21 protein-coding genes are annotated in these 24,113 nt (G+C 48.3%); 20 read left to right on the forward strand and 1 reads right to left on the reverse strand.

Features of this window, described 5'->3' with window-relative positions; genetic code table 11:
• From PMI05_RS04270 to PMI05_RS04310, 9 genes are all read left to right on the forward strand, one after another.
• A partial coding sequence (locus PMI05_RS04270; RefSeq protein ID WP_007717626.1) for a biotin/lipoyl-containing protein occupies nt 1-201 on the forward strand: 201 nt, incomplete at its 5' end.
• A 51-nt stretch (nt 202-252) separates the two neighbouring features.
• Nucleotides 253-1,152: a hydroxymethylglutaryl-CoA lyase gene (locus PMI05_RS04275; protein ID WP_007717628.1), complete on the forward strand. Its 900-nt coding sequence runs from the start codon at nt 253-255 to the stop codon at nt 1,150-1,152.
• A 38-nt stretch (nt 1,153-1,190) separates the two neighbouring features.
• Nucleotides 1,191-1,964: an enoyl-CoA hydratase-related protein gene (locus tag PMI05_RS04280; RefSeq protein ID WP_007717631.1), complete on the forward strand. Its 774-nt coding sequence runs from the start codon at nt 1,191-1,193 to the stop codon at nt 1,962-1,964.
• Nucleotides 1,965-1,981: 17 nt separating this feature from the next.
• A complete protein-coding gene (locus PMI05_RS04285) occupies nt 1,982-3,520 on the forward strand; it encodes an acyl-CoA carboxylase subunit beta (RefSeq protein WP_007717633.1) in 1,539 nt (512 codons plus the stop codon).
• Nucleotides 3,521-3,692: 172 nt separating this feature from the next.
• Nucleotides 3,693-4,658: a ketopantoate reductase family protein gene (locus PMI05_RS04290; protein ID WP_039960218.1), complete on the forward strand. Its 966-nt coding sequence runs from the start codon at nt 3,693-3,695 to the stop codon at nt 4,656-4,658.
• Entirely contained in the window at nt 4,655-5,053 is a 399-nt protein-coding gene (locus tag PMI05_RS04295; protein WP_007717653.1) for a DUF3397 domain-containing protein, read from the forward strand. Before PMI05_RS04290 ends, PMI05_RS04295 begins: the two co-directional genes overlap by 4 nt.
• 52 nt (nt 5,054-5,105) lie before the next feature.
• Nucleotides 5,106-5,663: a cupin domain-containing protein gene (locus PMI05_RS04300; protein WP_007717657.1), complete on the forward strand. Its 558-nt coding sequence runs from the start codon at nt 5,106-5,108 to the stop codon at nt 5,661-5,663.
• 124 nt (nt 5,664-5,787) lie between these two features.
• Nucleotides 5,788-7,410 (forward strand): bacillithiol biosynthesis cysteine-adding enzyme BshC, encoded by a 1,623-nt coding sequence (gene bshC, locus PMI05_RS04305; protein WP_007717660.1) that lies wholly within the window; start codon nt 5,788-5,790, stop codon nt 7,408-7,410.
• 161 nt (nt 7,411-7,571) lie between these two features.
• Nucleotides 7,572-8,624: an S-layer homology domain-containing protein gene (locus tag PMI05_RS04310; protein WP_007717663.1), complete on the forward strand. Its 1,053-nt coding sequence runs from the start codon at nt 7,572-7,574 to the stop codon at nt 8,622-8,624.
• 39 nt (nt 8,625-8,663) lie between these two features.
• Here PMI05_RS04310 and PMI05_RS04315 read toward each other — a convergent pair whose 3' ends face one another.
• Nucleotides 8,664-9,926, reverse strand: coding sequence for an APC family permease (locus PMI05_RS04315; protein ID WP_007717666.1), 1,263 nt, complete (start codon nt 9,924-9,926; stop codon nt 8,664-8,666).
• Between the two features lie 111 nt (nt 9,927-10,037).
• Here PMI05_RS04315 and PMI05_RS04320 point away from each other — a divergent pair, with 111 nt between their 5' ends.
• The 11 genes from PMI05_RS04320 (at nt 10,038) to spoVE (ending at nt 24,079) form a co-directional block, all read left to right on the forward strand.
• Complete coding sequence (locus PMI05_RS04320) at nt 10,038-10,967, forward strand: LysR family transcriptional regulator (RefSeq protein WP_007717668.1); 930 nt, start codon at nt 10,038-10,040, stop codon at nt 10,965-10,967.
• 83 nt (nt 10,968-11,050) lie between these two features.
• Nucleotides 11,051-12,310: an adenosylhomocysteinase gene (locus PMI05_RS04325; protein WP_007717670.1), complete on the forward strand. Its 1,260-nt coding sequence runs from the start codon at nt 11,051-11,053 to the stop codon at nt 12,308-12,310.
• 151 nt (nt 12,311-12,461) lie between these two features.
• Nucleotides 12,462-12,893 carry a division/cell wall cluster transcriptional repressor MraZ gene (gene mraZ / locus PMI05_RS04330; RefSeq protein WP_007717680.1) on the forward strand — a complete coding sequence of 144 codons (432 nt, stop codon included), beginning with the start codon at nt 12,462-12,464 and terminating at the stop codon, nt 12,891-12,893.
• A 17-nt stretch (nt 12,894-12,910) separates the two neighbouring features.
• Nucleotides 12,911-13,855 carry a 16S rRNA (cytosine(1402)-N(4))-methyltransferase RsmH gene (gene rsmH / locus PMI05_RS04335; protein WP_039960221.1) on the forward strand — a complete coding sequence of 315 codons (945 nt, stop codon included), beginning with the start codon at nt 12,911-12,913 and terminating at the stop codon, nt 13,853-13,855.
• Between the two features lie 33 nt (nt 13,856-13,888).
• Nucleotides 13,889-14,302 (forward strand): cell division protein FtsL, encoded by a 414-nt coding sequence (locus tag PMI05_RS04340; RefSeq protein WP_007717695.1) that lies wholly within the window; start codon nt 13,889-13,891, stop codon nt 14,300-14,302.
• Nucleotides 14,303-14,442: 140 nt separating this feature from the next.
• Nucleotides 14,443-16,920 carry a penicillin-binding protein gene (locus PMI05_RS04345; protein ID WP_007717696.1) on the forward strand — a complete coding sequence of 826 codons (2,478 nt, stop codon included), beginning with the start codon at nt 14,443-14,445 and terminating at the stop codon, nt 16,918-16,920.
• Between the two features lie 64 nt (nt 16,921-16,984).
• Nucleotides 16,985-18,913: a stage V sporulation protein D gene (locus PMI05_RS04350; RefSeq protein ID WP_007717697.1), complete on the forward strand. Its 1,929-nt coding sequence runs from the start codon at nt 16,985-16,987 to the stop codon at nt 18,911-18,913.
• Nucleotides 18,914-19,065: 152 nt separating this feature from the next.
• Nucleotides 19,066-20,544, forward strand: coding sequence for a UDP-N-acetylmuramoyl-L-alanyl-D-glutamate--2,6-diaminopimelate ligase (locus PMI05_RS04355; RefSeq protein ID WP_039960225.1), 1,479 nt, complete (start codon nt 19,066-19,068; stop codon nt 20,542-20,544).
• 42 nt (nt 20,545-20,586) lie between these two features.
• Nucleotides 20,587-21,558, forward strand: coding sequence for a phospho-N-acetylmuramoyl-pentapeptide-transferase (gene mraY / locus PMI05_RS04360; RefSeq protein WP_007717699.1), 972 nt, complete (start codon nt 20,587-20,589; stop codon nt 21,556-21,558).
• Entirely contained in the window at nt 21,555-22,919 is a 1,365-nt protein-coding gene (gene murD, locus PMI05_RS04365; RefSeq protein ID WP_007717702.1) for a UDP-N-acetylmuramoyl-L-alanine--D-glutamate ligase, read from the forward strand. Before mraY ends, murD begins: the two co-directional genes overlap by 4 nt.
• 65 nt (nt 22,920-22,984) lie before the next feature.
• On the forward strand, nt 22,985-24,079 hold the full coding sequence (gene spoVE / locus PMI05_RS04370; protein ID WP_007717705.1) for a stage V sporulation protein E: 1,095 nt from the start codon (nt 22,985-22,987) through the stop codon (nt 24,077-24,079).
• Nucleotides 24,080-24,113 lie beyond the last annotated feature (34 nt).

Below are 24,113 nucleotides of genomic sequence, written 5' to 3' on the forward strand. Positions count from 1 at the left end.
CCAGCCAATATGGCAGGAACCGTTATTAATGTACTGGTGCAGCCAGGTGACGAGATCAATGAAGGACAAGATGTTCTTGTACTGGAATCGATGAAAATGGAAGTTCCTGTACAGGCTCAAGCCTCTGGCAAGGTTGTGGAAGTAAAAGCGAATATTGGCGATTTTGTCAACGATGGCGATATCATTGTCGTTTTGGAATAGGATTAGAATGCTTCTAAACTGAGCGACCGCTAGGCGAGGAGGTGACTTGTTGTGCGTGTGCAAATCGTGGAGGTCGGTCCTCGTGACGGACTGCAAAATGAGAGCGCGATCGTTCCGGCAGCAGCAAAAATCGCGCTGATTCATAAGCTGATGGCAGCAGGCTTGAAGCGAATAGAAGCAAGTTCGTTTGTGAATCCGAAATGGATACCGCAATTGGCGGATGCAGATGAGGTCTTGCAGGGAATCAATCGCAGCCAAGAGGTAACGCTTAGCGCATTGGTTCCAAATATTCGCGGCCTGGAGCGGGCGCGTCAATGCGGACTGACAGAGATTGCCCTGTTCATGTCTGCCTCTGAAACGCATAATCAAAAAAACATCAATAAACGGATAGAAGATACGTTTCCGATCCTGCGAGAGGCTGCCCAGGAAGCACGAGCTCTCGGGATGAAAGTTCGCGGATATATCTCAACGGTGTTCGGTTGTCCGTACGAGGGAAACGTTCCGTTGGACAATAGCCGCAGGGTGACAGAGGCGCTTTTGGAAATGGGAGTGTATGAGATTTCTCTCGGGGATACGATAGGGGTTGCAACACCGAAGCAGGTTCACGAGGTTTTTGGCGAACTTGTGAAAGATGTTACGAACGAGCGCTTAGCCGCCCATTTCCACGATACGAGAGGAACTGGATTGGCGAATGTAGTAGTAGCGCTGGATGAAGGAATCCGGATCTTTGACAGCTCGATCGGCGGCCTTGGTGGATGCCCGTATGCCCCAGGAGCTGCCGGCAACATTTCGACTGAAGATTTGGTCTACATGTTGCATGGAATGGACTATGACACGGGTGTCGATCTCGAGAAGTTGATTGAGGCTGGTGCGTATATTGGGCAGCAGTTGGACAAAGAGCTCCCCTCAAAAGTGCTGCGGGCATCGCTCGCAAGCAAACCAGCTGGATGATCTGTATTTTCCACACATTCGCAAAGAGGGGATAGAATATGACGGTTTCCCTGCAAAGAGAGGGCGCAATCGGCGTACTAACGCTGCAACGGCCAGAAGTTTTTAATTGCCTCAATCTTGAAACGCTCGTGACACTGCGCGGCTTGATCAGTGAAATCAGCCATGATCGTGACATCCGGACAGTCATTGTGACAGGTGCTGGTGACAAGGCGTTTTGCTCTGGCGCGGATTTAAGAGAGCGACGCTCAATGTCACCACAACAGGTTGATGTATATATCCAAACGATTCGAGATACGTTCACAGAGCTGGAAAAGCTACCGAAACCAGTCATCGCGGCGATTAACGGGCTGGCCCTGGGGGGCGGTACAGAATTGGCATTGGCGTGCGATCTGCGGATCATGAGTGAACATGCCCAGATGGGATTAACGGAGACATCGCTTGGGATCATCCCGGGTGCTGGCGGAACACAGCGTTTACCTCGGCTGGTTGGAAAAGGCGTCGCCAAGGAACTGATCTTTACGGCAAGGCGTGTATTTCCAGAGGAGGCACTGTCCATTGGGTTGATCAATCGGATTGTTCCCGCTGATCAACTCATGGCGACAGCAATTTCTTTGGCCGAGCAAATTTCAGAGAATGCTCCACTTGCCTTAGCCCAAGCCAAGTTTGCCATCGATTGTGGAGTAGAGGTCGAGCTAGCTAGCGGACTTCAGATTGAGAGCAATGCGTACAAGCTGCTCGTCCCGACGAAAGACCGCTTAGAAGGACTCGCAGCCTTTCAAGAAAAACGAAAACCGATATACCGCGGTGAGTGACGAGGGGGATTACGCTGATGACCAAACATTTGGAAGACACATTGCATGGAAAAATCGCCCAAGTAGTGCAAGGGGGCGATGCCAAGTATCATGACAAGCTCAAGGAGCAAAACAAGCTGTTCGTCCGCGATCGCCTCAAGCTATTGTTCGATGACGAGTTCATGGTCGAGGATGGGCTGTTCGCGAATGTCATGGCAGGTGATCTGCCAGCGGATGGAGTTGTAACCGCAATCGGCAAGGTAAATGGTCAAACTGTCTGCGTGATGGCCAATGATTCGACAGTGAAAGCAGGGTCTTGGGGATCGCGGACCGTCGAAAAAATTATTCGCATTCAAGAGACAGCTGAAAAAATGCGTGTTCCTCTTCTGTATCTCGTCGATTCAGCAGGAGCACGTATCACTGACCAATTAGAGATGTTCCCAGGCCGACGGGGTGCAGGGCGAATCTTTTACAACCAAGTGAAGCTTTCCGGCAAAATTCCACAAGTGTGCATTTTGTTTGGACCTTCTGCTGCTGGTGGCGCTTATATCCCGGCTTTTTGTGACATTGTCATCATGGTCGACAAAAACGCGAGCATGTACTTGGGCTCTCCGCGTATGGCGGAAATGGTGATTGGAGAAAAAGTGAGCTTGGAAGAGTTGGGAGGCGCACGCATGCATTGCTCCGTCAGCGGATGCGGCGACGTACTGGCTGCCAATGAAGAAGAAGCGATTCAAGCAGCGCGCAGCTATCTGCGTTTCTTCCCGGCGAACTATACGTTGACGCCGCCGACTACACTGGCGAAAGCCCCTGTGCCTACAGCGAAGGAAATCACGAGTATCGTGCCGGAGAACCAAAATGCAGCTTTCAATATGCATGATGTCATTACAGCATTGGTCGACGAGAATTCGTTCTTTGAAATCAAAAAATTATTTGCCCAAGAGCTGATTACCGGATTGGCGAGACTAGATGGCAAGCCTGTTGGAATCATTGCCAACCAACCGCGTGTGAAGGGAGGAGTCCTGTTTGTCGACTCGGCTGACAAGGCGGCTCGATTCATCACGTTGTGCGATGCGTTTTCGATCCCACTCCTGTTCTTGGCAGATGTTCCTGGCTTTATGATCGGGACAGCAGTAGAGCGGGCAGGCATTATCAGACACGGGGCCAAAATGATCTCCGCCATGGCGGAAGCGACGGTACCGAAAATATCCGTCATTGTACGCAAAGCGTATGGTGCCGGCTTGTATGCAATGGCCAGCGCTGCGTTTGAACCAGATGCTTGCCTCGCACTTCCAGGTGCCCAAATCGCCGTGATGGGACCAGAAGCGGCGGTCAATGCCGTCTACAGTAACAAAATTCAGGCGATTGAGGACCCGGCAGAGCGTCAAGCGTTTATTCAGGAAAAACGCAGAGAGTATCAGGAAGACATCGATCTGTACTTACTGGCATCCAACTTGATTGTTGATGCTGTTGTGCCTCCAAGCGAGCTGAGACGAGAATTAATCCAGCGCTACGAGGTTTACAAGGAAAAGCGTCACGTTTTTTCGGACAGAAAGCATGCAGTTTATCCTGTATAAATCAGGGTTCAGGCTGTCGTCAAAAGGCGATAGCCTGATTTTTTTTACAGAAAATGTGTAATAACCTAGGAATATTTCGATAATTTCGATCTTTTTTTGTGGCAATCAATTGAACAATCCCGAAAACTCTGTTATTCTTGAAAAATAAGCATTGATTAATGTGGGTGAACAAATGCTGCTAGAACCAAGGAAGTATCAGGTGGTAGTCATAGGTGGAGGGTCTGTCGGGCTGCTGTATGCAGCAAGGCTCGCACTCGCTGGACAACCTGTTACGATTGTTACACGCAGTTCACTCCAGGCGAATCAGCTAAATGAACGCGGGCTCAGCTTTCAAAAGCTAAATGGCGAAACAGTCACTGTTCCCGTCGCCGCCAGCCCCATTGAAGAAGGATTGCCTGAAGGGAATCTGTATCTGTTAACTGTAAAGCAGCCAGATTTGCACAGCGTGCTTCCAGCCTTACAAGGGGTAGACCTTGAGGCAAGAGTGATCGCTTTGCAAAATGGCATGGGTCATTACGAATTGCTTCGAACCGTTTTAACTGAGACACAGTGCTTCTTTGCGATTAATACGGAAGGAGCAAGGAGATTGTCGCCGACAGAAGTCGTGCATACCGGTACAGGTACTTTGCGCGTAGGTTCTTGGGAGACATCCGATTGCAATGATCCACTGATTCGTACATTTGTTGAATGGGCGTTATCAACAGGCATGGAGGCTGTCTATGAAAAGGCAATACAGCCCTTCGCTTGGCGCAAGCTCATCGCAAATGCGCTGATCAATCCGTTAACCGCGCTTTTTGAAATCCCAAATGGTGCTCTTCTCGAAAATTCACATACGCAACAGCTCATGCGTGCTTTATTTGTGGAAGCAGCTGCAGTGGCTGCGTATGCCGGACAAAAAATCGAGGATGCAGACTTGCAGGAAATTGTCTCCATTTGCCGAAATACTTCCCGTAATCTTTCCTCCATGCTGCAGGATATTAAGAAGCGCAGACCGACGGAAGTGCAGTCTATCAACGGCTATCTCGTCCAAGTAGGACAAAAGGCTGGGATTCCGACTCCGCTGCACGAAACCTTGCTTCGCGTTATCCTTCTGAAGTCAGACATGGGAATACGGAAGGAGGGAGGCGACAGTAGATGACCTTTTTGGCGAATGTCTGGGCCTATTTGTGGGGTACGCTGACGGTTGTGCCGTTTCTCGGGTTTCCGCTCGTTTATTTCATCTTGTATGCGACGACGCGGAACAAGAAATTGGCAGGCCGCTTCGCGATAAATATCACGAATCTTTTGGTGATTCGTTCTGCCGTTTCCACATACGAACTGATCTGGCCCGAGGCTTTTTCCGCTTGGTGGTGGGTATTCTGCTTTTACCTGGTGGTAACCGTGTTCCTTGGGTGGGTACAGATGAAGTGGAAGGGACGGCTCTCCCTCAAAAAGGTAGGATTTTCGGCTTGGCGTTTGTCGTTTCTCTGGTTTGGAATCGTCTACATAGTGCTGTTTACGACCGGAATTATCAAAACGATGGGTGTCGTGTAAAGCACTGTTGATACATATCGTATTTATTCCGATAAGAAAGAAGGTTGGAAATATGCGACTTCCCATCGAGACCATCGGTCACAAGATTCGAATGATTCGGAAAGAACGCGGCTTTACCTTGGAAATTATGGCAGGCAAGACAGGGTTAAGCAAAGGTTTGCTGAGCCAAGTAGAGCGTGGAATTTCGCAGCCGTCGCTTGATTCGCTGTGGAAAATCACCAAAGCTCTGGAGTCACCCATCATTCATTTTTTCGAAGATATTGATCAAAAGCAGGTGCATGTGACTCGCTTGCAAAAACGCAGACAACTGGTCTTTCCTGAATCGACGGGCACTTATTCGCTGCTCTCGATGGGAGGTAGCGCCAAGCTAGGGATGCTGGAAGTACGACTGATGCCTGGAGAAATGGCTGTCGACAAGTTCGTGCAGTCAGAGGGAGAAGAGTGCTTCACTGTCATTACCGGTAGTGTGACAGCGCGCTTCAACGATGAAGAGCATGTATTGGAAGCAGGAGACAGTATTTCATTTGACAGCAGCAAAACACACTCAATCGAAAATACAGGAGAAACGGAAGCGTTGTTAATCTGGTCCGTCACCCCTCCGCAATTTTAATACAAGCGCAAACGAGCCTGTATTACACTTTGACAACCCATTAAAGTGGGTTGTCTTGTTTTTTGTGGCCGTGGAGCATGTTATAATTTTGGTTGACCATGGCCCGTAAGAAAGGTGAGCTAGCATGAATGTTGAATGTCTCGCGCTTCCATTGGCGAATCCGCTGGCACAGGAGTACCAGCAGCAAAATGCCTCTGCGTTACAGTTTTTTGCGCATAATCCCTACCGTGAACAGTCCTACCGAGAACGCGTGGAATGGCTTCAAAGTCAATCCTATCCTCACCGGAACCAGCTCGTGGAAGGCTTATATCATTTTAATAAAGAGATGGGTACTCACCTTGAAGCACTGAAAAATATCGAGTTGCTCAAACAGCCAGACACTTATGTGGTCATTGGCGGTCAGCAAGCAGGAGTTCTGGGTGGACCTCTCTATACGGTCAACAAAGCTGTTCATTTAATCCAGGCAGCGAAGAGGCTGTCTGCCGAGCTTCAGGCAAACGTCATTCCGGTGTTCTGGATTGCTGGCGAAGACCATGATATCGATGAGATCGATCATGTGTACTGGGGAGCGGACGATGGGAAGCGCCTACACAAAGAGCGACTGGCTCTGAATAAAAAGGGCCGCCAATCCGCAAGTACGCTACCCTTGGACCCTGAACTGTGTACGCAGTTCCTGGAAAAGTTTCTCCAGGGACAGACAGAGACTACCGAAACCAAACAGATTCGTGAGTTGCTGACGCAGACTGCAGCAGATTCGCGTACAGTCGCAGAGTGGTTTGCCCGCTTGATGGCAAAACTGTTTGGCAAGCACGGTCTGGTTCTGGTTGAATCCTCGTTGCCGATTGTTCGTGAACTGCAGCAACCCATCTTTTCACAGATCATTGAGAACAATGAGCAATTGACGAAGGTGTTGCTACGGGCAGCGGATCGGATTTCAACGGCTGGCTATCCGCTTCAATTGCAAGTGGAAGAGCATCAAGCCAATCTATTCGTCTATGAGGGCGATGATCGATTGCTGCTAGAACGTCACGGGGAGCGCTTTATCAATCGGAGACGTTCTTACAGTCGCGATGAACTGCTCAAGCAGGTTGCAGATTCCCCGGAGCGTTTTAGCACAAATGTTGTTACTCGTGGGTTGATGCAGGAGCATCTGTTTCCTACGCTTGCCTTCATTGGAGGGCCGGGCGAGATTGCTTATTGGGCATATTATCGGGAGATATTCGAGCTATTCGGGATGCAGATGCCGATCGTATTGCCTCGTATGTCCATTACCCTTGTGGAAGGTGCTCAACTGAGACTGCTGGATAGCTTGGGGCTTTCTATTGAACAAGTCTTGACTGATTTCACCGCTTGGAAAACCGAGTGGTCCAAAAACCAGGCGCCACATCCGTTGGAGCAGCAATTCGCATCGGCACGGGAGTCGATCTTGTCTATCTATCGTCCGCTGGTAGAGGAGGTCGTTACTCTGGATGGCGGATTGCGTGGTCTGGCTGAGAAAAATAGTAAGCTACTGTTAGAGCAAGTATCCTTTTTGGAAGAGCGTCTGATTCGTTCGCTACAGCAAAAAGATGACGTGGAGTATGTACGCGTCCAACGAATTGAGACCGCATTGTTGCCCGAAGGTGGGCTGCAAGAAAGAAAGCATTCGTTTTTCCCGTTTGCAAATAAGTATGGGCTTGGCTTGGTTGACCGTTTAGTAGACGCGCCATTCGCGCATGATGGTACTCATCAACTTTATTACCTGTAAAATACAAAGCAAAATAGTCGGATCGTCCTAGAAGTGGACCCGGCTATTTTTTTGTTGTTTACGCACATGGTAAACTTTTCTTCAAATTATGCCGAAACTTTTCCGACAAATTATGCGTATTAGTAGTAATGGATTGTTTTTGGGGAAAGGTGGTACTCGGGATGCAGATTACATTACAACAAATCGGGAAAAAAGCCACTCTACTAGTTGTAAGCTTGTCGGTTTTATTGACGGGCATCGCAACCGCAGGATTGAAAAAGGCCGACGCACGGGAAGAATACGTAGCCAATTCCCCTGCATTTATCGACACAAATGGACATTGGGCAGCAAAAGAAATAGGGATTGCTACCAAAAAAGGATTGATTAAAGGCTTTCCCGACGGAACCTTTAAACCAGAGCAAACGGTGACGCAAGAACAGTTTTTATCCCTGATTGAACGCGTCATTCCTTCCTTTACAGGTCATGAGCCTGAGAGCTTTATCAAAGAGACCTACTTGCAAGCTGCGGCGGGACGTTGGTCGGAAAAAACCTATCACCATTTGGCTTCAGCGGGTATCATGCCATCCGGGAAACCGACGGATAGCATGACGCGGTTGGAAGCGGCAAGAACCTTGCTGGCAGCCATCGGGCATCAATCAGAAGGGGAAAAATATCGGGGAACGACAGCGAAATTTTTCACGGATCTTTCGGTCGAAAATGAAACACAGGTGATGACGGTCTACCCTGCCTACAAAATGGGGATTTTGGCTGGCTTTCCAGATGGAAGCTTTCGTCCTGATGACAAAATTAACAGAGCACAGGCAGTCGTCCTGTTAAATCGTTTGGAAACAAAAATCGGCGAGCTGTACCCTGGCAATGTAACAGAGAGCGAGAAAAAGGCAATGACACAAGCTGTCTCGTCATTTGTAGGAGACGTGATGGATAAGCAAAAGATTCGTCGCTTTGATGACTTGGTCGCGTATGTAAAGAAAAATAATCTGCCTGTGAGTGAATCGTTTTTACGCGAGAATTTTTCGTTTATGCAGTATGAAGTGTATGATTATGTCCGGTTTCCGCAGTTTAATGAGCTGATGTACTTTGCAAAAATCGGAATGAATAAATATAGAATGACGGTTCAATATTACGCTGGAGATTTGGGTGGAAGCGTCGATCGCACGTTTTACCTTTACTCAAGCGATGGCAAAACGTTTCGACTGATTGGAAAAGATGAATAAGAAAAAAGGCTGGGACAAGACCCCAGCCTTTTTTTTGTGTCAGGCATGACGTTTTTGCCAGATAAAAAGGACGAGTGCGATCACGAGGGGATAGAGAGCGGACCACCCCAAAAATGGATAGAGTCCTACTGTACAGACGAGAGAAGTCCAGGAAGCGATTCGTCCTACGCGACTATTGTGCAAGAGTCGGACCCCAGCTAGACACCCGCCGATGTAAGTCGCAAAAAAGGTTGCATTGGGTAGCTCGATGAGTCTGGACAAGTCGATTACGTCGAAATAGAGTACGCCGAGAACGACGACAAAACAAAGCGAGAGAAACAGAAGTCCGCCGGTTGGAGTCCGGTACTTGGCGTGGAGGGTGCCAAACCAGCGAGGAGCGATCTTTTCTTGCGCCAACGAATAGGCGATGCGTGACGCAGCTCCAATGTAGGCGTTGGCTGTTGCGATACAAATGAACAAGGCGGTTACGGCTACAATCCATCCGCCGATCGGACCCAGGGAGAGTTGAACCATGACACTGAGCGATGCAGCAGAGATGCTGACCCCGTAGCTATGCGTAGCCACAGTCATAAAGGCCACGGCAAAATACAAGAGAGCAACGATTCCCGCACTCCACAAAACACCGCGAATCGCGTTTTTCGCAGGATCGACGAATTCCTCTGAGAGATGCGTTACGGCTTCCCACCCAATGAAGCACCAGAACATCAGACCTGCTGCTTGCACGACACTCAACCATCCGTTTGGCATAAAAGGGGTAAAGTGAGTGACAGATGCATGCGGAATGCTTGCGACAACGGCCAAAATCAAAATCGTGATAATCAGCGAAACGACAATCGTTTGGACACGTGCAGCTACATGCAAGCCTACACCATTCATCATAAGGACAGCGAGCAGAAGCAGAGCAGCAGTCGCATATACTTGCGACTCGCTCCAGTTCAGCAGGATCGCAATGTAGTTGGCCCCTGTCACACTCAGGATCGGTGCGCCAATCGGGACAGACAAGAGAAAGAACCAGCCTACCATGTTTCCGAATCGATCTCCGTACGCCGTCCGTACAAATGTAGAGACTCCACCTGAGCTCGGATAACGAGCAGATAACAGCCCCATCGTAATGGCCATAGGCAGGACGAGAATAGACATGACGAGCCAAGCTAAAATGGAAGCAGGGCCAGCCTTCTCAGCTGCGAGTCCGGGGATGAGCAGTACGCCGGAACCGATCACCGCCCCGATGTATAAGGCGACGATCTGCGGAAGTCGCAGTGTTTTGGCTAGTCCGGGGGCTTGGTTGGATAAATTCCCCATAGGTAGATCCCTCACTTTTTTTACTTACCTTGTCGTTGGTAACTGAAGTGTAGCATAGACTTAATCATCGGAGTTATCTATAATATTAGATAATTGGAATCGATTTTTCCGATGAAAAGAGGGGGAAATCTGGATACTCGTTATTTGCAAACATTCCGTGAAGTAGCAAAATGCCAGAGCTTTACACGTGCAGCAGAAATTTTAGGCTACGCACAGTCTAGTGTGACGGCCCAAATTCAAAATCTGGAATCGGAGTTCGGTGTCAGCCTATTCGAGCGTTGGGGCAAAAAAATCAGGCTTACACATGCAGGAGAAGTGCTTCTCGGCTACAGCGAACAGCTACAAGCCGTATTAGATGAAGCAAAAGCGAATCTGTCAGAGCAGGCACATTTGGCGGGAACATTGAGTATCGGAACAGTGGAGTCCCTGGCAGCCTTTTATTTACCACCTTATTTGCAAAAATTTCGCATGGAGCAGCCACGTATGCGGATCATGCTTGCGCCGGGCATCTGCCAAGATTTGAGACAGGGGGTAAAGGAAGGGAAGTTCGATTTCGCCTTTGTGCTCGATTGGCTCCAAGATCAATCTGAGCTGACCAATGTCGTTTTAGGTGAAGAAAAACTAGTTGTTGTTGCTGCCCCTACCCATCCGCTGGTAAAAAAAGAGAAGGTAGAAACTCATGATTTTACCGGGGAAACCTGGATTTTTACAGAAAAGGGATGCAGTTACCGAGGAATGATGGAATCGGTGTTGCGTGAAGCAGGGGCCACCGTGGAATCTTCTTTTGAATTCGGCAGTCTGGAAGCGATAAAACAATGTGTTACATATGATTTAGGAATTGCGTTGCTTCCGAAAATTGTCGTACAAGAAGAAGTGAAAAATGGTACACTTGTGATACTCCCGTTTTCCCATCCGGATATCCGTGTTTTCCGACAGTTGGTCTACCATAAAAAGAAATGGATGCCACAGGCTTTGTTACGCTTTTTGGAGATGCTCACGGTAGAAACCGCAAAGTGTCAACTGCCGATAACAGGAAAGTAATTGGAAAAACTGATGATGGTTGAACTGGCGTATGATATGATAGACAAGGTTGCTTTATGAGATAAAAGGAGGTCCATCCGTACATGAACACAGTATCTGAAAGCATCGTAAAAGATATGGCGTTGGCGCACAACGGCCATCTGAAGATTGATTGGGTAAAAGAACACATGCCTGTCCTTAACCGCATTCGTGAGCGCTTTGAAAAAGAGCAGCCGTTTGCAGGCCTGAAAGTTGCGATCTCCTTGCACTTGGAAGCGAAAACAGCTTATCTGGCAAAAGTAGTTCAAGCTGGTGGCGCTGAAGTAACCATTACCGGTTCCAACCCGCTGTCCACGCAGGATGACATTTGCGCAGCATTGGTAGAAGATGGTATTCGCGTATTTGCGAAATACAACCCAGATCCTGCTGAATACAAAGAGCACCTGATCAAAACACTGGAAACTCGTCCTGACCTGATCATTGACGACGGTGGCGACCTGATTACTATTTTGCACAGCGAGCGCCGTGATCTGTTGTCTCAAGTACGTGGTGGTGCAGAAGAAACGACAACAGGTATTCTGCGTCTGAAAGCGTTGGAGAAAGAAGGCAAGCTGGAGTTCCCGATGGTTGCCGTAAACGATGCATTCTGCAAATACTTGTTCGATAACCGCTATGGTACAGGTCAATCCGTATGGGATGGTATCAACCGTACAACGAACCTCGTAGTAGCTGGTAAAACTGTTGTGGTAGCTGGCTATGGCTGGTGCGGTAAAGGTGTAGCGATGCGTGCAAAAGGTTTGGGCGCAAAAGTAATCGTAACCGAAATCGACCCAATCAAAGCGGTAGAAGCTTACATGGATGGATTTGAAGTAATGCCAATGCTCGAAGCTGCGAAGCATGGTGACTACTTCGTAACAGTGACAGGTAACCGCGATATCATCAGCAAAGAGCATTTTGCAGTGATGAAAGATGGCGCAATCTTGTCCAACGCGGGTCACTTCGATGTCGAAGTAAACAAGGTCGATCTGAATGCAATGTCGACATCTTCCCGTATTGTGCGTAAAGATATTGAAGAATTTGTCTTGACTGATGGTCGAAAAGTGTATCTGCTCGCAGAAGGCCGCCTCGTGAACTTGGCTGCTGGCGACGGACATCCGGCTGAAATCATGGATATGACATTTGCTCTGCAAGCAGTATCCTTGGCTTATGTCAATGAACAGTACAAAAACATTGGCAAAACAGTGCTGAACGTACCATTCGAGTTGGATCAAATGGTTGCTCAGTACAAGTTGGAAGCTCTGAACATCGGAATCGACAAATTGACAAATGAGCAAAAATCCTACCTGGAAAGCTGGGTCGAATAGTCCCTCGAATCCCGTCTTTTCCCGGCAAAAAAATATGCGAAAAAATCCTGCATACAAACGCAGGATTTTTTTTTATAATAACAAATAGGTACTAGGTGGGGAAAAGTGGGGGAAAGTGGAGCCAACCGACAGGAAAGTGGGGGACCAGGGCGTGTTCATGGGGGAATATCAGCACAGCATCGACGAAAAAGGCCGCCTGACGATCCCAGCCAAATTCCGTGAAGGGCTAGGCACTTCCTTTGTTATTACCCGCGGGCTGGACCAATGTTTGTTTGCTTATCCGCAAGATGAGTGGAAACAACTAGAGGAAAGACTCAAGTCTCTCCCATTTACAAAAGCAGATGCTCGCGCATTTACACGATTTTTCTTTTCAGGTGCCACCGAATGCGAGTGGGACAAGCAGGGAAGGGTAAACATACCACCCAATTTACGTGAGCATGCAGGCATGCAAAAAGAATGTGTGATCATCGGGGTGTCAAACCGTGTAGAGGTATGGAGCAAGGAACGCTGGGAAGATTACTTTGCCCAGTCAGAAGGCTCTTTTGGAGAAATTGCCGAAAAACTGGTTGATTTTAATTTGTAGCAGCGAGAAGAACAGGAGTGACGACATTGTCGTTTCATCACGTAACCGTTTTAATGGATGAGGCTGTCCAAGGGCTAAATATTCGTCCTGGAGGCATTTATGTAGACTGTACACTCGGTGGAGCTGGGCATAGCAGTTTGATTGCTTCCAAGCTGACGGAGGGCGGTCGACTTATCGCCATCGATCAGGATGACTGGGCGCTGGATAATGCCCGCGAAAGACTCGCTTCCTATATGGATAGAGTCACGCTGGTAAAGAGCAACTTCCGCCATATCAAAGACATTGTAAGCGATTTAGGCTTGTCTGGCGTAGACGGAATTTTGTTTGACCTTGGGGTATCTTCTCCACAGTTGGATGAGGGAGAGCGTGGCTTCAGCTACAATGCTGATGCGCCTCTGGATATGAGAATGGACCAACAAGCGTCATTGTCAGCCTATGACATTATCAATGAGTGGGAAGAAGAAGAGATTGCCAAGATCATCTGGCTGTACGGAGAAGAGAAGTTTTCCCGGAGAATTGCCCGGCAAATCGTTCAACAACGAAAGAAGCAGCCGATCCAAACAACAGGTGAGCTGGTTGAATTGATTAAGGAAGGAATTCCTGCCGCTGCGCGCCGTACCGGACCCCATCCGGCAAAACGCACATTTCAGGCAATTCGAATCGCAGTCAATGATGAGCTGGATGCATTCAAAGAGGCCGTCGTCGATGCTATTACTGTCTTGAATCCAGAAGGTCGGGTAAGCGTCATCACGTTTCATTCCTTAGAGGACAGAATCTGCAAACAAATTTATCAAGACTTTTCAAAAGGGTGCACATGCCCGCCAGCCTTTCCAATTTGCACATGTGGGAATAAAGCTGTCGTAAAAGTCATTACAAAGAAGCCGATTTTGCCATCTGAAGAAGAATTGGAAGCGAATAAGCGTGCACGATCAGCTAAGCTACGGGTAGCGGAGAAGCTGTAGAACGGAAACAACGAGAAAGGAGAGGGAGAAGCGATGAGTTATTACTACCGAGGAAATTTAGCTATGGAGTTGGAACAACAATCCAAATCTGTAACGAAGACAACAAAGCGAACGGTTCGGATCAAGCCAACGATTCCGACCGGAGAAAAATTGCTGTATCTCTTATTTATCTCGTTAACCGTCGTCGGCTTGGGTCTAGTGGGTGTCCGCTACTCGCAAATTTCCCAGTTGAATTACGAAATCCAAAGCACTAAACATGAAAACCGTGTGACGACAGAAAATAATGCAACGATGAAATTACAAATTGAGCAAATGACTAACCGGGATCGCCTGCAAAAAGAAGCAGAGAAGCAGGGGATGGTATACAATCCAGCAGCTGTACATACGATTGGGAAACCAGAAGTACAGGCGAGTTCTCTGCCACAAACACAACCCAAAAAACCTTAAATGTTACTGCTCTTACATGCGGTAACATTTTTTCTTAAATGAACCCGAGTCTGCTCCTGACTCGGCTAGGTTGCGTTCGTCTCCCCCATCTGCCTTTCTTGGGAAGCGGGCGATCTTTGATGCGACGGAGTTGAATGGAGATGGAATGGAAACGAAAAGTAAATTGGCGAATTCTCGTGGTAGCCTTATGCCTGATCTTGACCTTTTCGACGTTGAGCTTTCGAATTTATTGGATCCAAACGGCAGAGGCTGCCAGAATTATGGAAACTGCACAAAAGCAGTGGGACAGAGAACATGTTTTGAAGCCGAAGCGTGGAGCGATCTATGATCGAAATGGAGAGATTTTGGCGTATGAGGGTAAGGCATACACGGTAAATGCAAGGCTGAAGCCACTTGATGCAAGAGACGAAGATGTGGTGAAAGATCCTTACTACACAGCGAATATGCTGGCTCCTATTTTGAATGCGCCTGTTCCAGAATTGGTGAAGAATTTGACCAAATCGAGTAAAGTAGTGGAATTGGGACGCTACGGGCAAAAGATCAGTGAAGAGCAGAGGAATCGCATTCTGCAATTGCAATATCCCAAGTTGCCAAGTGGAGAGCAAGTCAAAAAGAACCAGCTCCCAGGCATCTATTTGACTGAAACGACTCGCAGAGTTTATCCGAATAATGCCTTCGCCTCCCATGTGATCGGTTATTTGGATTTATACGATGAACCGAAAATGGGAATTGAGCTACAATTGAACGAACAATTGGCTGGCAAAAAGGGACATATTGCGTACCAAAGGGATCGTGCTGGCTACCAGCTGCCAGACGGAGAAGGGGAGTACATTCCGGCAGAAGACGGCTTAGATGTATATCTCACCATTGATCGCCAGATACAGGATTATGTAGAACAAGCGCTTGACACGGTGGAACAGCAGTACAAGCCGCAGGGCATGACGGTCATTGTAGCCGACCCGCAATCGGGTGAGGTATTGGCGATGGGCAACCGCTCGCAGTTTAATCCGAATACGTACTACAACGGGATTGAGAATTACAATAATCATGCTGTCACCACAATGTTTGAGCCGGGCTCTACGTTTAAGATTATTACTCTTGCGGCAGCGATTGAAGAAAAAATGTTTAATCAGAATGAAACCTATCAATCAGGTGCTTATACCATCAAGGGGCAGATTCCGATCCGTGACCACAACAATGGTGCTGGTTGGGGGACTATCAGCTTTTTGGAAGGGGTTCAGCGATCCAGTAACGTATTGTTCGCGAAGTTGGGGTATGAACGGTTGAAGCTGGAGGGTTTGAAGAAATACTTCAAAAAATTCGGGATGGGTGAAGTAACCGGAATTGAGCTTCCCTACGAGAAAAAAGGAAGTCTGATCAACCTGGAAAAACCTCGGTCACCACGTGACTGGGCTGCAACAACGTATGGACAAGCAGCGACGGTTACGGCGATCCAGCAGGTTGCCGCTGTGGGGGCGATCGCGAATGGAGGAGAGCTTCTAAAACCTCATATTGTAAAAGAAATGCGCGATCCTCACACGGGAGCAGTCGTCAATCGCACGCAACGTGAGGCTGTGGAGAGGGTTGTAAGTGAAGCGACTGCGAAACAGACACGTGACATTTTGGGTAAGGTTGTCTCAGAGAAGCCCGGAACCGGTTTACAATATCAGATCGAAGGGTACCAAGTAGCGGGAAAAACGGGAACTGCACAAAAATATGATCCCAACACAGGAAAAATTATGGATGGACGTTATGTAGTTTCCTTCATCGGTTTTGCGCCAAAAGACAATCCAAAGCTGTTGGTCTATGTGGTTATTGATGATCCGCAAACAGATGCTTGGTATGCATTGTGGGGTAAAATGATGCTCGCTCCTATGTTTACATCCATTATGGAACGCAGCCTGCAATATTTGCAGCAGCAGCCCGATCTGTCGTTAGTCAAGGATAAACAGCCTGAAAAGGCGACGACGAAAAAAGAAGCACAGGCAGCACTTACATCTTCACCTGCTACACCGAAGACATTGCCAAAGTTTGAAGGCATGTCCACGACAGCTGCGCAATTGCGAGCGAAGCAGGACAATTTGACGGTCACGGTAGCCGGGACAGGTACGAAGATCGTCAAACAGTATCCGGAAGCCTATGATCAGGTCGTTCCAGGTGAACAGATCATCCTAGTAACTGACAGGGTCAAAGGAACAAAGATGCCTGATTTCAAAGGAAAATCATTGCGGGACGTCATGGAGTTCAGCTCTTTGATCAATCTCGCAATGAAATCGACTGGAACAGGCTTCGTCACCCAACAAAGTATTCCTCCGGGAACGGTGCTCCAGGGTACAGAGTTGCTTCAGGTGACGCTGCAATCCGTGTCGGAACCAACTCCAGCTGTACCGACAACACCTCCTCCAGGTCAGGAGGGCAGCACAGTGCCTACTACAACGACGCCAAGCAATACGGCAGCGGATACTACTACAAATCCAACAGGTGGAAATAATACGGCTCCGCCATCTTCTGGTCAGCAAACTGGGCAAGGTGGAGCAGCACAGCCGCCAGCATCTGGACAGGTACCTCCTCCTGACAAACCAGGAGACCAAACAACACAAACACCTACAACTCCATAGTTCTAACTAGTCCCCCCTGCGAATAAGGTTAAGAAGAGACAACCTATTTGAGGGGGGACTCGCTTTGCGGGTATCCAATGCTACTGTACGCCGTCGCATTTTTATCATCTTGATTGTAGGAGTCGTTTTGTATTCGGCACTTGTCACCCGTTTGGGTTATGTTCAATTGATAGAAGGACCGAAACTCTCGCAAATGTCAGATGAACTGCTCAAGCGGGAAATTAAATTTCAACCCAATCGCGGTCGCATTCTAGACAGAAGCGGCAATGAGCTCGTGACGAATATGACCGTCCCCACACTGGTATCGGTAGGGGCGCAAATCAAAGACCCTAAAGAAACAGCGAGACAGCTCGCCGTCATTTTGGAGCGAAAAGAAGAAGATGTATTTCGTGCCATTACGAAAAAAGAAATGAGCAACAACCAGATTCCAGGTGGAAGAAAACTGTCTGTTGAAAAGGCAAGAAAAATACAAGAGTTGAATTTGCCAGGGATATACTTGGCAGGGGATACGAAGCGCTTTTACCCGAACGGTAATATGGCAGCCCATATTCTTGGCTTCACAGGCATTGACAATCAAGGGTTGACAGGGCTTGAAAAGATTTATGATCCCTTCTTGATGGGTACCGAGGGGCATATCTCATTTCCGTCAGATGCCAAAGGGCGCGTACTACCAGGTGGAACCGAAGACTACGTAGCACCCGTGAATGGCATGGACATGTATTTAACACTCGACAGTACCATCCAATCGTTTATCGAACGTGAGCTGGATCAGGCGGTGGTCGCGTATCAGCCAGATGATGTTCTAGCGATCGCTATGAATCCAAAGACAGGAGAAATATTGGGAATGGGAAGTCGCCCGACTTTTCAACCGGATGCGTACAGAGACTATCCTTCAGAGGTGTACAATAGAAATCTCCCTATCTGGAAAACATACGAGCCTGGTTCCACATTCAAGATTGTGACACTGGCTGCCGCTTTAAACGAAGGAGTCATCAATCTGAACGAAGGCTTTTACGATCCGGGATTCATAAACGTGGCCGGTAAACGATTGCGTTGCTGGAAGCGGCAGGGGCATGGACAGGAAACGATGCTGGAAGTGGTAGAGAATTCTTGTAACCCTGGCTTCGTTACAATGGGCCAGCGACTGCAAAAAGAACGACTTTTTGACTACATCAAAAAATTTGGCTTCGGACAAAAGACAGGGATCGATTTGATTGGCGAAGAAAACGGGCTGTTATTCAACTTGAATAAAGTGGGACCGGTAGAGCTGGGGACGACTTCTTTCGGTCAAGGGGTATCTGTAACGCCCATTCAACAAATGGCTGCAGTCTCAGCCGCTATCAATGGGGGCAAACTTATGAAGCCGTTTGTCGCCAAAGAATGGCGGGATAGTGTGACACACGATGTCGTAGCGAGGACCTTGCCGACAGAAGTTCGACAGGTGATTACCGCGGAGACCTCAGCGAAGGTTCGGCATGCGTTGGAAAGTGTGGTCGCTCAAGGAACGGGTAATAAGGCATATATTGAAGGGTATCGGGTAGGAGGAAAGACGGGAACCGCGCAAAAAGTAAAAAATGGCCGTTACATGGATGGGGAATACATCGTGTCGTTTATCGGCTTTGCGCCGGCTGATGATCCACAGATCGTCGTATATTTCGCCGTAGACAATCCGAAAGCACTGGCGTTTGGTGGATTGATTGCCGCTCCGAGTGTAAAAAGTATCATGGAATCCTCCCTTCAACATTTGAATGTACCGAAACGAAAAGATGGCATCCCTAAGGAAATTAACAAAGCACTTGGAGAAAGGGCGCCAATCGAAGTACCAAACATGGTCGGACAATCCATGAGAGACGTAGTGACAACATATGATACTCTGCCGCTAGTCGTTTCAGGTAAAGGTCAGTACGTCATCCAGCAGTCCCCTGCTCCCGGAGTAAAAATTGATGAGGGCGGAAAAATTCGCATATACCTTGGTGACAAATTGACCAATTAGCTATAAAATGAGATTTCGAAGGCGGAGGGGAGTAGGCTTGTCTACGTTCGCTCTGCCTTTGTTCGTCAAGACTGCGCCTAAATGTACGGCGTAGCCAAGTACAAATGTTCAAATTTCTGTCTATACTAGTTGGAGAATGGGGTGCCTGTTTCATGTTTCTACGGGATCTGCTCATGCCTTTGTTGCCAGTAACGGTTTCGGGGGATGACAGCATGGAGATTACGGGTTTGACAGCAGACTCGCGCCAGGTAAAGCCCGGCTACTTGTTTGTCTGTCTGACTGGATATACCGTGGATGGACATACGTTCGCGGCCCAGGCGGTGAAGGATGGTGCCGTTGCCGTGTTATCCGAACAAGATCTGGACGTGCCAGCGACTATTGTCAAAGTACCGGATACCCGGCGGGCAATGGCTATGCTGGCTGATCGTATTTTCGGATCTCCTACGAAAGAAGTAAAAGTCATTGGCGTAACGGGGACAAATGGCAAGACGACCACTACGCATCTGATCGACAAAATTTTATGCGATCAAAGCAAGCAAACAGGCTTAATCGGGACGATCCATATGAGAATTGGAGACGTAACGGAGGAAGTCAAAAATACGACTCCGGATGCCATAGATTTGCAAAGAAGCTTTCGTCGCATGTGCGATGTAAACACAGACTATGCGATTATTGAGGTTTCTTCTCATGCACTGGAGTTGGGAAGGGTCCGCGGTTGCGAAATCCATACAGCGGTTTTCACCAACCTGACGCAGGATCACCTCGACTATCATAAAACGATGGAAAACTATCGCTACGCCAAATCATTGTTGTTTTCCCAGCTGGGCAACAGCTATGACACAGACCGTTTAAAAACGGCTGTACTGAATGCGGATGATGAGGCGTCCGAATTATATGCTACCGTTACACCGGCGCGAGTCATTACATACGGCATTGATCAACCAGCAGATGTAAGGGCAAAGCAAATCGAAATCACCAGTAAAGGAACTTCTTTTACAGTCGAAAGCTTCGCTGGCAGTGCGCGTCTGAACTTGAAGCTGATGGGAAAGTTCAATGTGTATAACGCATTGGCAGCCATCGCGGTTACACTCGCAGAAGGTATTCCACTAGAAGAAATCAAAGCGAGCCTGGAAGAGGTAGCGGGCGTAAATGGGCGATTCGAAGCAGTAGATGCTGGTCAGCCGTTTGCGGTACTCGTCGACTACTCCCACACGCCAGACAGCTTGGAAAACGCGTTGATGACCGTCAAGGAATTTGCTCGTGGCAACGTATTTTGCATCGTTGGCTGCGGAGGCGACAGGGATCGAACCAAACGCCCAATCATGGCGCAAATTGCAACGAAATATGCTGATCTGACCGTCTTAACATCAGATAATCCGCGCTCGGAGGAGCCGCAGGCGATTCTTGATGACATGCTGGCTGGCTTGTCAGAAGTGGCATCAGATCGTTATACGGCACTGGCAGACCGACGTGAAGCAATTGCGCATGCAGTTTCGCTTGCAAAGCCGGACGATGTGATCTTGATCGCCGGAAAAGGACACGAAACGTATCAAATTATTAAAGACCAGGTGTTGCCCTTCGATGACCGTGAAGTTGCGCGCGAAGCGATTGCCCGGTACAACCAAGAATAAAACAGATGCCACACACTGCATCGAAAGAAAGGAGGCTCGGGCATGTTCGTTGACAACGTCCTAATCGTCACGATCGTCGCTGCGTTTCTCATCGCCGTACTCATTGGCCCATTGTTTATTCCATTCCTTCGCCGCCTGAAATTTGGGCAGGCAATTCGTGAGGAAGGACCGCAATCCCATTATAAGAAGGCTGGAACTCCCACCATGGGAGGCACCATCATTCTTTTGGCACTCATATTTACCGTGTTGAAGTTTGCCAATGCGAAAATGGAAATTTACTTCCTGTTATTGGTGACTCTCGGATACGGTTTAATCGGGTTTCTGGATGATTTCATCAAAATCAAGAAAAAACGCAACCTCGGGTTGACCGCCAAACAGAAGTTTGCTGGTCAGATTGTCTTGGCAATCGGCGCTTATATTTTACTGCTCATGATGGGGCATGACACGTCTATTCATCTGCCAGGTACACCGTGGAAGCTGGAGCTCGGCTATTTCTACTTCCCATTCCTGTTGTTCCTCTTGGTAGGTACAACGAATGCCGTTAACATCACAGATGGAGTGGATGGACTATTGGCAGGGACGGGAGCCATTGCTTTTGGTGCTTATGCGATCATCGCGTGGTTTGGTCAAGATTATGACACCGCTATTTTTAGTGCGGCTGTTGTAGGTGCGCTACTTGGCTTCCTCGTCTTCAATGCACATCCGGCACGCGTGTTCATGGGTGATACCGGTTCACTCGGACTTGGTGGAGCGCTAGCGGGAATTGCAATCATGACCAAGACGGAATTGCTCTTGGCTATTATCGGTGGGGTATTTGTTGTCGAGACGCTCTCTGTTATTATGCAGGTAGTCTCCTTTAAGACACGTGGAAAGCGCATTTTCCGTATGAGTCCCCTGCATCATCATTTTGAATTAACAGGCTGGTCAGAGTGGCGCGTGGTTGTCACGTTCTGGCTCGTTGGTATGTTCTTTGCTGGATTGGGTGTATACCTTGAGGTGGTGACAATCAGATGATGCGTTTTCAAGATAAGCATGTCGTCGTTATTGGTATGGCAAAGAGCGGTGTCGCAGTGGCAAAACTGCTACACCGCTTTGGTGCTCATGTCGTTGTAAATGATAAAAAGCCACGTGAAGAAGCGGTGGGGATAGAAGAGCTGGAATCGTTGGGGATTCCGGTCATTTGCGGCTATCACCCAGATGATCTGATTCATGAAGGTGTATCCCTGGTGGTCAAAAATCCAGGGATTCCGTATGAAGCAGCACCCATCAAGCAGGCGCAGGCACTAGGCATTCCTGTTGTGACGGAAGTGGAGCTGGCCTCCCAGATTGCCAAGGCACCGATTATCGGCATTACAGGCTCCAATGGCAAGACCACGACTACTACGCTCGTCGGACTGATTTTTAAAGAAGTGGGTTTGGATGCGAAGGTAGGAGGAAACATTGGTACCGTGTTGTGCGGGCTAGCAGAGGAAGCTGGTCCCGACGAATGGCTCGTTGCCGAATTGAGTAGCTTCCAGTTGATGGGGACGAGGGAATTCCGCCCGCATATCGGTGTTTTGCTCAATCTGTATCCTGCACATCTGGATTACCATCACACAATGGAAGAGTATTTGGCCGCCAAACTGAAAATGTTTGCGAACCAAACGGCAGATGACGCAGCTATTTTGCCATATGACCAACCAGAGATCGTAGAAAAATGCAAAGACCTTCCTTCAGCTATCTACTACTTTAGCAAGAGTCAAGAGGTGCCAAAGGGAGCTTTTATCAAGGATGGTTTGATCCTGTTTGCGGATGGGAATGGGAATACAGAGCCAATCGTTGCGATAGCGGACATTACTGTTCCTCATCTGGACAACGCATTGGCAGCGATTCTAGTTGCGAAGCTCGCGGGCGCGGACAAGCAATCGATTATTCAAGTTCTTACTACCTTCCCAGGGGTAGAGCACCGGATGGAGTTCGTGGATTCAATCCGCGGTGTCAAATACTTCAATGATTCAAAAGCTACCAATCCGGAGGCGGCATCGCGCGCCTTGCAAGCATGCAAGGAGCCAGTCGTATGGATTTGCGGCGGATTGGATCGTGGTGTTGATTTTCGGGAACTGCTACCTGTGATCCAAGGTCGAGTAAAAGCAGTCATCGCTCTCGGGCAAACGGCTCCGATTTTACTGGAACGTGCTCAGGAAGCAGGGATTAATGAGCGTATCCATGTCGATACTGTGGAAAAAGCCGTTCTTGCTGCTTCCCAGTTGGCCGAATCAGGTGATGTGGTCCTACTGAGCCCTGCTTGTGCGAGTTGGGACATGTTTCCTTCGTTTGAGACAAGGGGGAGCATGTTTAAGGACGGCGTGCATAGACTTAAAACAAGCCTAGCATAACGTCCCACTGCACCATCAAGAATATGACAAAAGCGGGACGGCATGAGAAAGGATGACCTGGCACGATGAGCAAGGTACGCTCTGCCCCCGACTTCGTAATTATTTTTGCAACACTTTTTTTATTGGGAATTGGCATCGTGATGGTGTATAGCGCCAGCGCGATCGTGGCGCAAAAGCCGCCATTTTCTGATCCGTATTTTTTTGCCAAGCGGCAACTGATCTTCGCTTTGTTAGGGATTACATCCATGTACATTACGATGAATATCGACTACTGGGTGTGGAAGCACTGGGCCAAGCCAGGGTATTTGATGAGTATCGGTTTGTTGATTCTGGTTCTGATCATCGGGATTGAAGTAAATGGCTCGAAAAGCTGGCTTGGTTTTGGAGCTTTTGGAATTCAACCAGGTGAATTTGCAAAGCTTGGCGTCGTTGCATTCTTGGCGAGGTGGCTCTCAGATAATCAGAAGCAAATTGTCTTGTTCCGAAAAGGTCTTATGCCTGCCTTGGGAATCCCAGTTCTTTGTTTTGGTTTGATCATGCTGCAACCGGATTTGGGCACAGGAACGGTTTTGATGGGAACAGCAGTTGTCATGATTTTTGCGTCAGGTGCGCGGATCAGTCATTTTGTCGGATTGGGAATGATCGGAGTTGTTGGCTTCATCGGCTTGGTATTGTCAGCACCTTACCGAATCAAAAGGATTACGTCCTTCCTCGATCCGTGGTCTGACCCGCTTAATACCGGCTATCAAATCATCCAATCCCTTTACGCAATAGGTCCCGGCGGTTTGTTGGGTCTTGGTCTAGGGCAAAGCAGACAGAAGCATCTGTATCTGCCTGAGCCTTACAATGATTTTATTTTCTCGATTGTCGCGGAGGAGCTTGGCTTTATCGGAGGCACGCTCATTCTCTTGCTTTTCCTCCTCTTGTTGTGGAGGGGGATGCGGACGGCGATTACGGCTCCAGATTTGTTCGGAAGTCTGCTTGCGCTAGGGATCATCGGCATGATTGCCATCCAGGTGGTCATCAATATTGGTGTTGTGACAGGGATGTTTCCAGTGACAGGAATCACGTTGCCGTTCTTAAGCTACGGTGGTTCATCGTTGACACTAATGCTCACTGGTGTAGGTGTTTTGTTGAACATCTCTCGTTTTTCTCGATAATAGAAACCTCAACAGGGAGTAAGCAATAAGCAAG

The organism is Brevibacillus sp. BC25, from assembly GCF_000282075.1.
In the GTDB taxonomy this organism is placed as follows: Bacteria; Bacillota; Bacilli; order Brevibacillales; family Brevibacillaceae; genus Brevibacillus.

Coding starts and splice junctions, on each gene's coding strand:
- PMI05_RS04285 (WP_007717633.1), top strand. CDS start 1,982: ATGACCAAACATTTGGAAGACACATTGCATGGAAAAATCGCCCAAGTA.
- PMI05_RS04295 (WP_007717653.1), top strand. CDS start 4,655: ATGACCTTTTTGGCGAATGTCTGGGCCTATTTGTGGGGTACGCTGACG.
- spoVE (WP_007717705.1), top strand. CDS start 22,985: ATGAGCAAGGTACGCTCTGCCCCCGACTTCGTAATTATTTTTGCAACA.
- PMI05_RS04300 (WP_007717657.1), top strand. CDS start 5,106: ATGCGACTTCCCATCGAGACCATCGGTCACAAGATTCGAATGATTCGG.
- PMI05_RS04280 (WP_007717631.1), top strand. CDS start 1,191: ATGACGGTTTCCCTGCAAAGAGAGGGCGCAATCGGCGTACTAACGCTG.
- PMI05_RS04340 (WP_007717695.1), top strand. CDS start 13,889: ATGAGTTATTACTACCGAGGAAATTTAGCTATGGAGTTGGAACAACAA.
- murD (WP_007717702.1), top strand. CDS start 21,555: ATGATGCGTTTTCAAGATAAGCATGTCGTCGTTATTGGTATGGCAAAG.
- PMI05_RS04320 (WP_007717668.1), top strand. CDS start 10,038: ATGAAAAGAGGGGGAAATCTGGATACTCGTTATTTGCAAACATTCCGT.
- bshC (WP_007717660.1), top strand. CDS start 5,788: ATGAATGTTGAATGTCTCGCGCTTCCATTGGCGAATCCGCTGGCACAG.
- PMI05_RS04315 (WP_007717666.1), bottom strand. CDS start 9,926: ATGGGGAATTTATCCAACCAAGCCCCCGGACTAGCCAAAACACTGCGA.
- PMI05_RS04345 (WP_007717696.1), top strand. CDS start 14,443: ATGGAATGGAAACGAAAAGTAAATTGGCGAATTCTCGTGGTAGCCTTA.
- PMI05_RS04290 (WP_039960218.1), top strand. CDS start 3,693: ATGCTGCTAGAACCAAGGAAGTATCAGGTGGTAGTCATAGGTGGAGGG.
- mraY (WP_007717699.1), top strand. CDS start 20,587: ATGTTCGTTGACAACGTCCTAATCGTCACGATCGTCGCTGCGTTTCTC.
- PMI05_RS04325 (WP_007717670.1), top strand. CDS start 11,051: ATGAACACAGTATCTGAAAGCATCGTAAAAGATATGGCGTTGGCGCAC.
- PMI05_RS04310 (WP_007717663.1), top strand. CDS start 7,572: ATGCAGATTACATTACAACAAATCGGGAAAAAAGCCACTCTACTAGTT.
- PMI05_RS04355 (WP_039960225.1), top strand. CDS start 19,066: ATGTTTCTACGGGATCTGCTCATGCCTTTGTTGCCAGTAACGGTTTCG.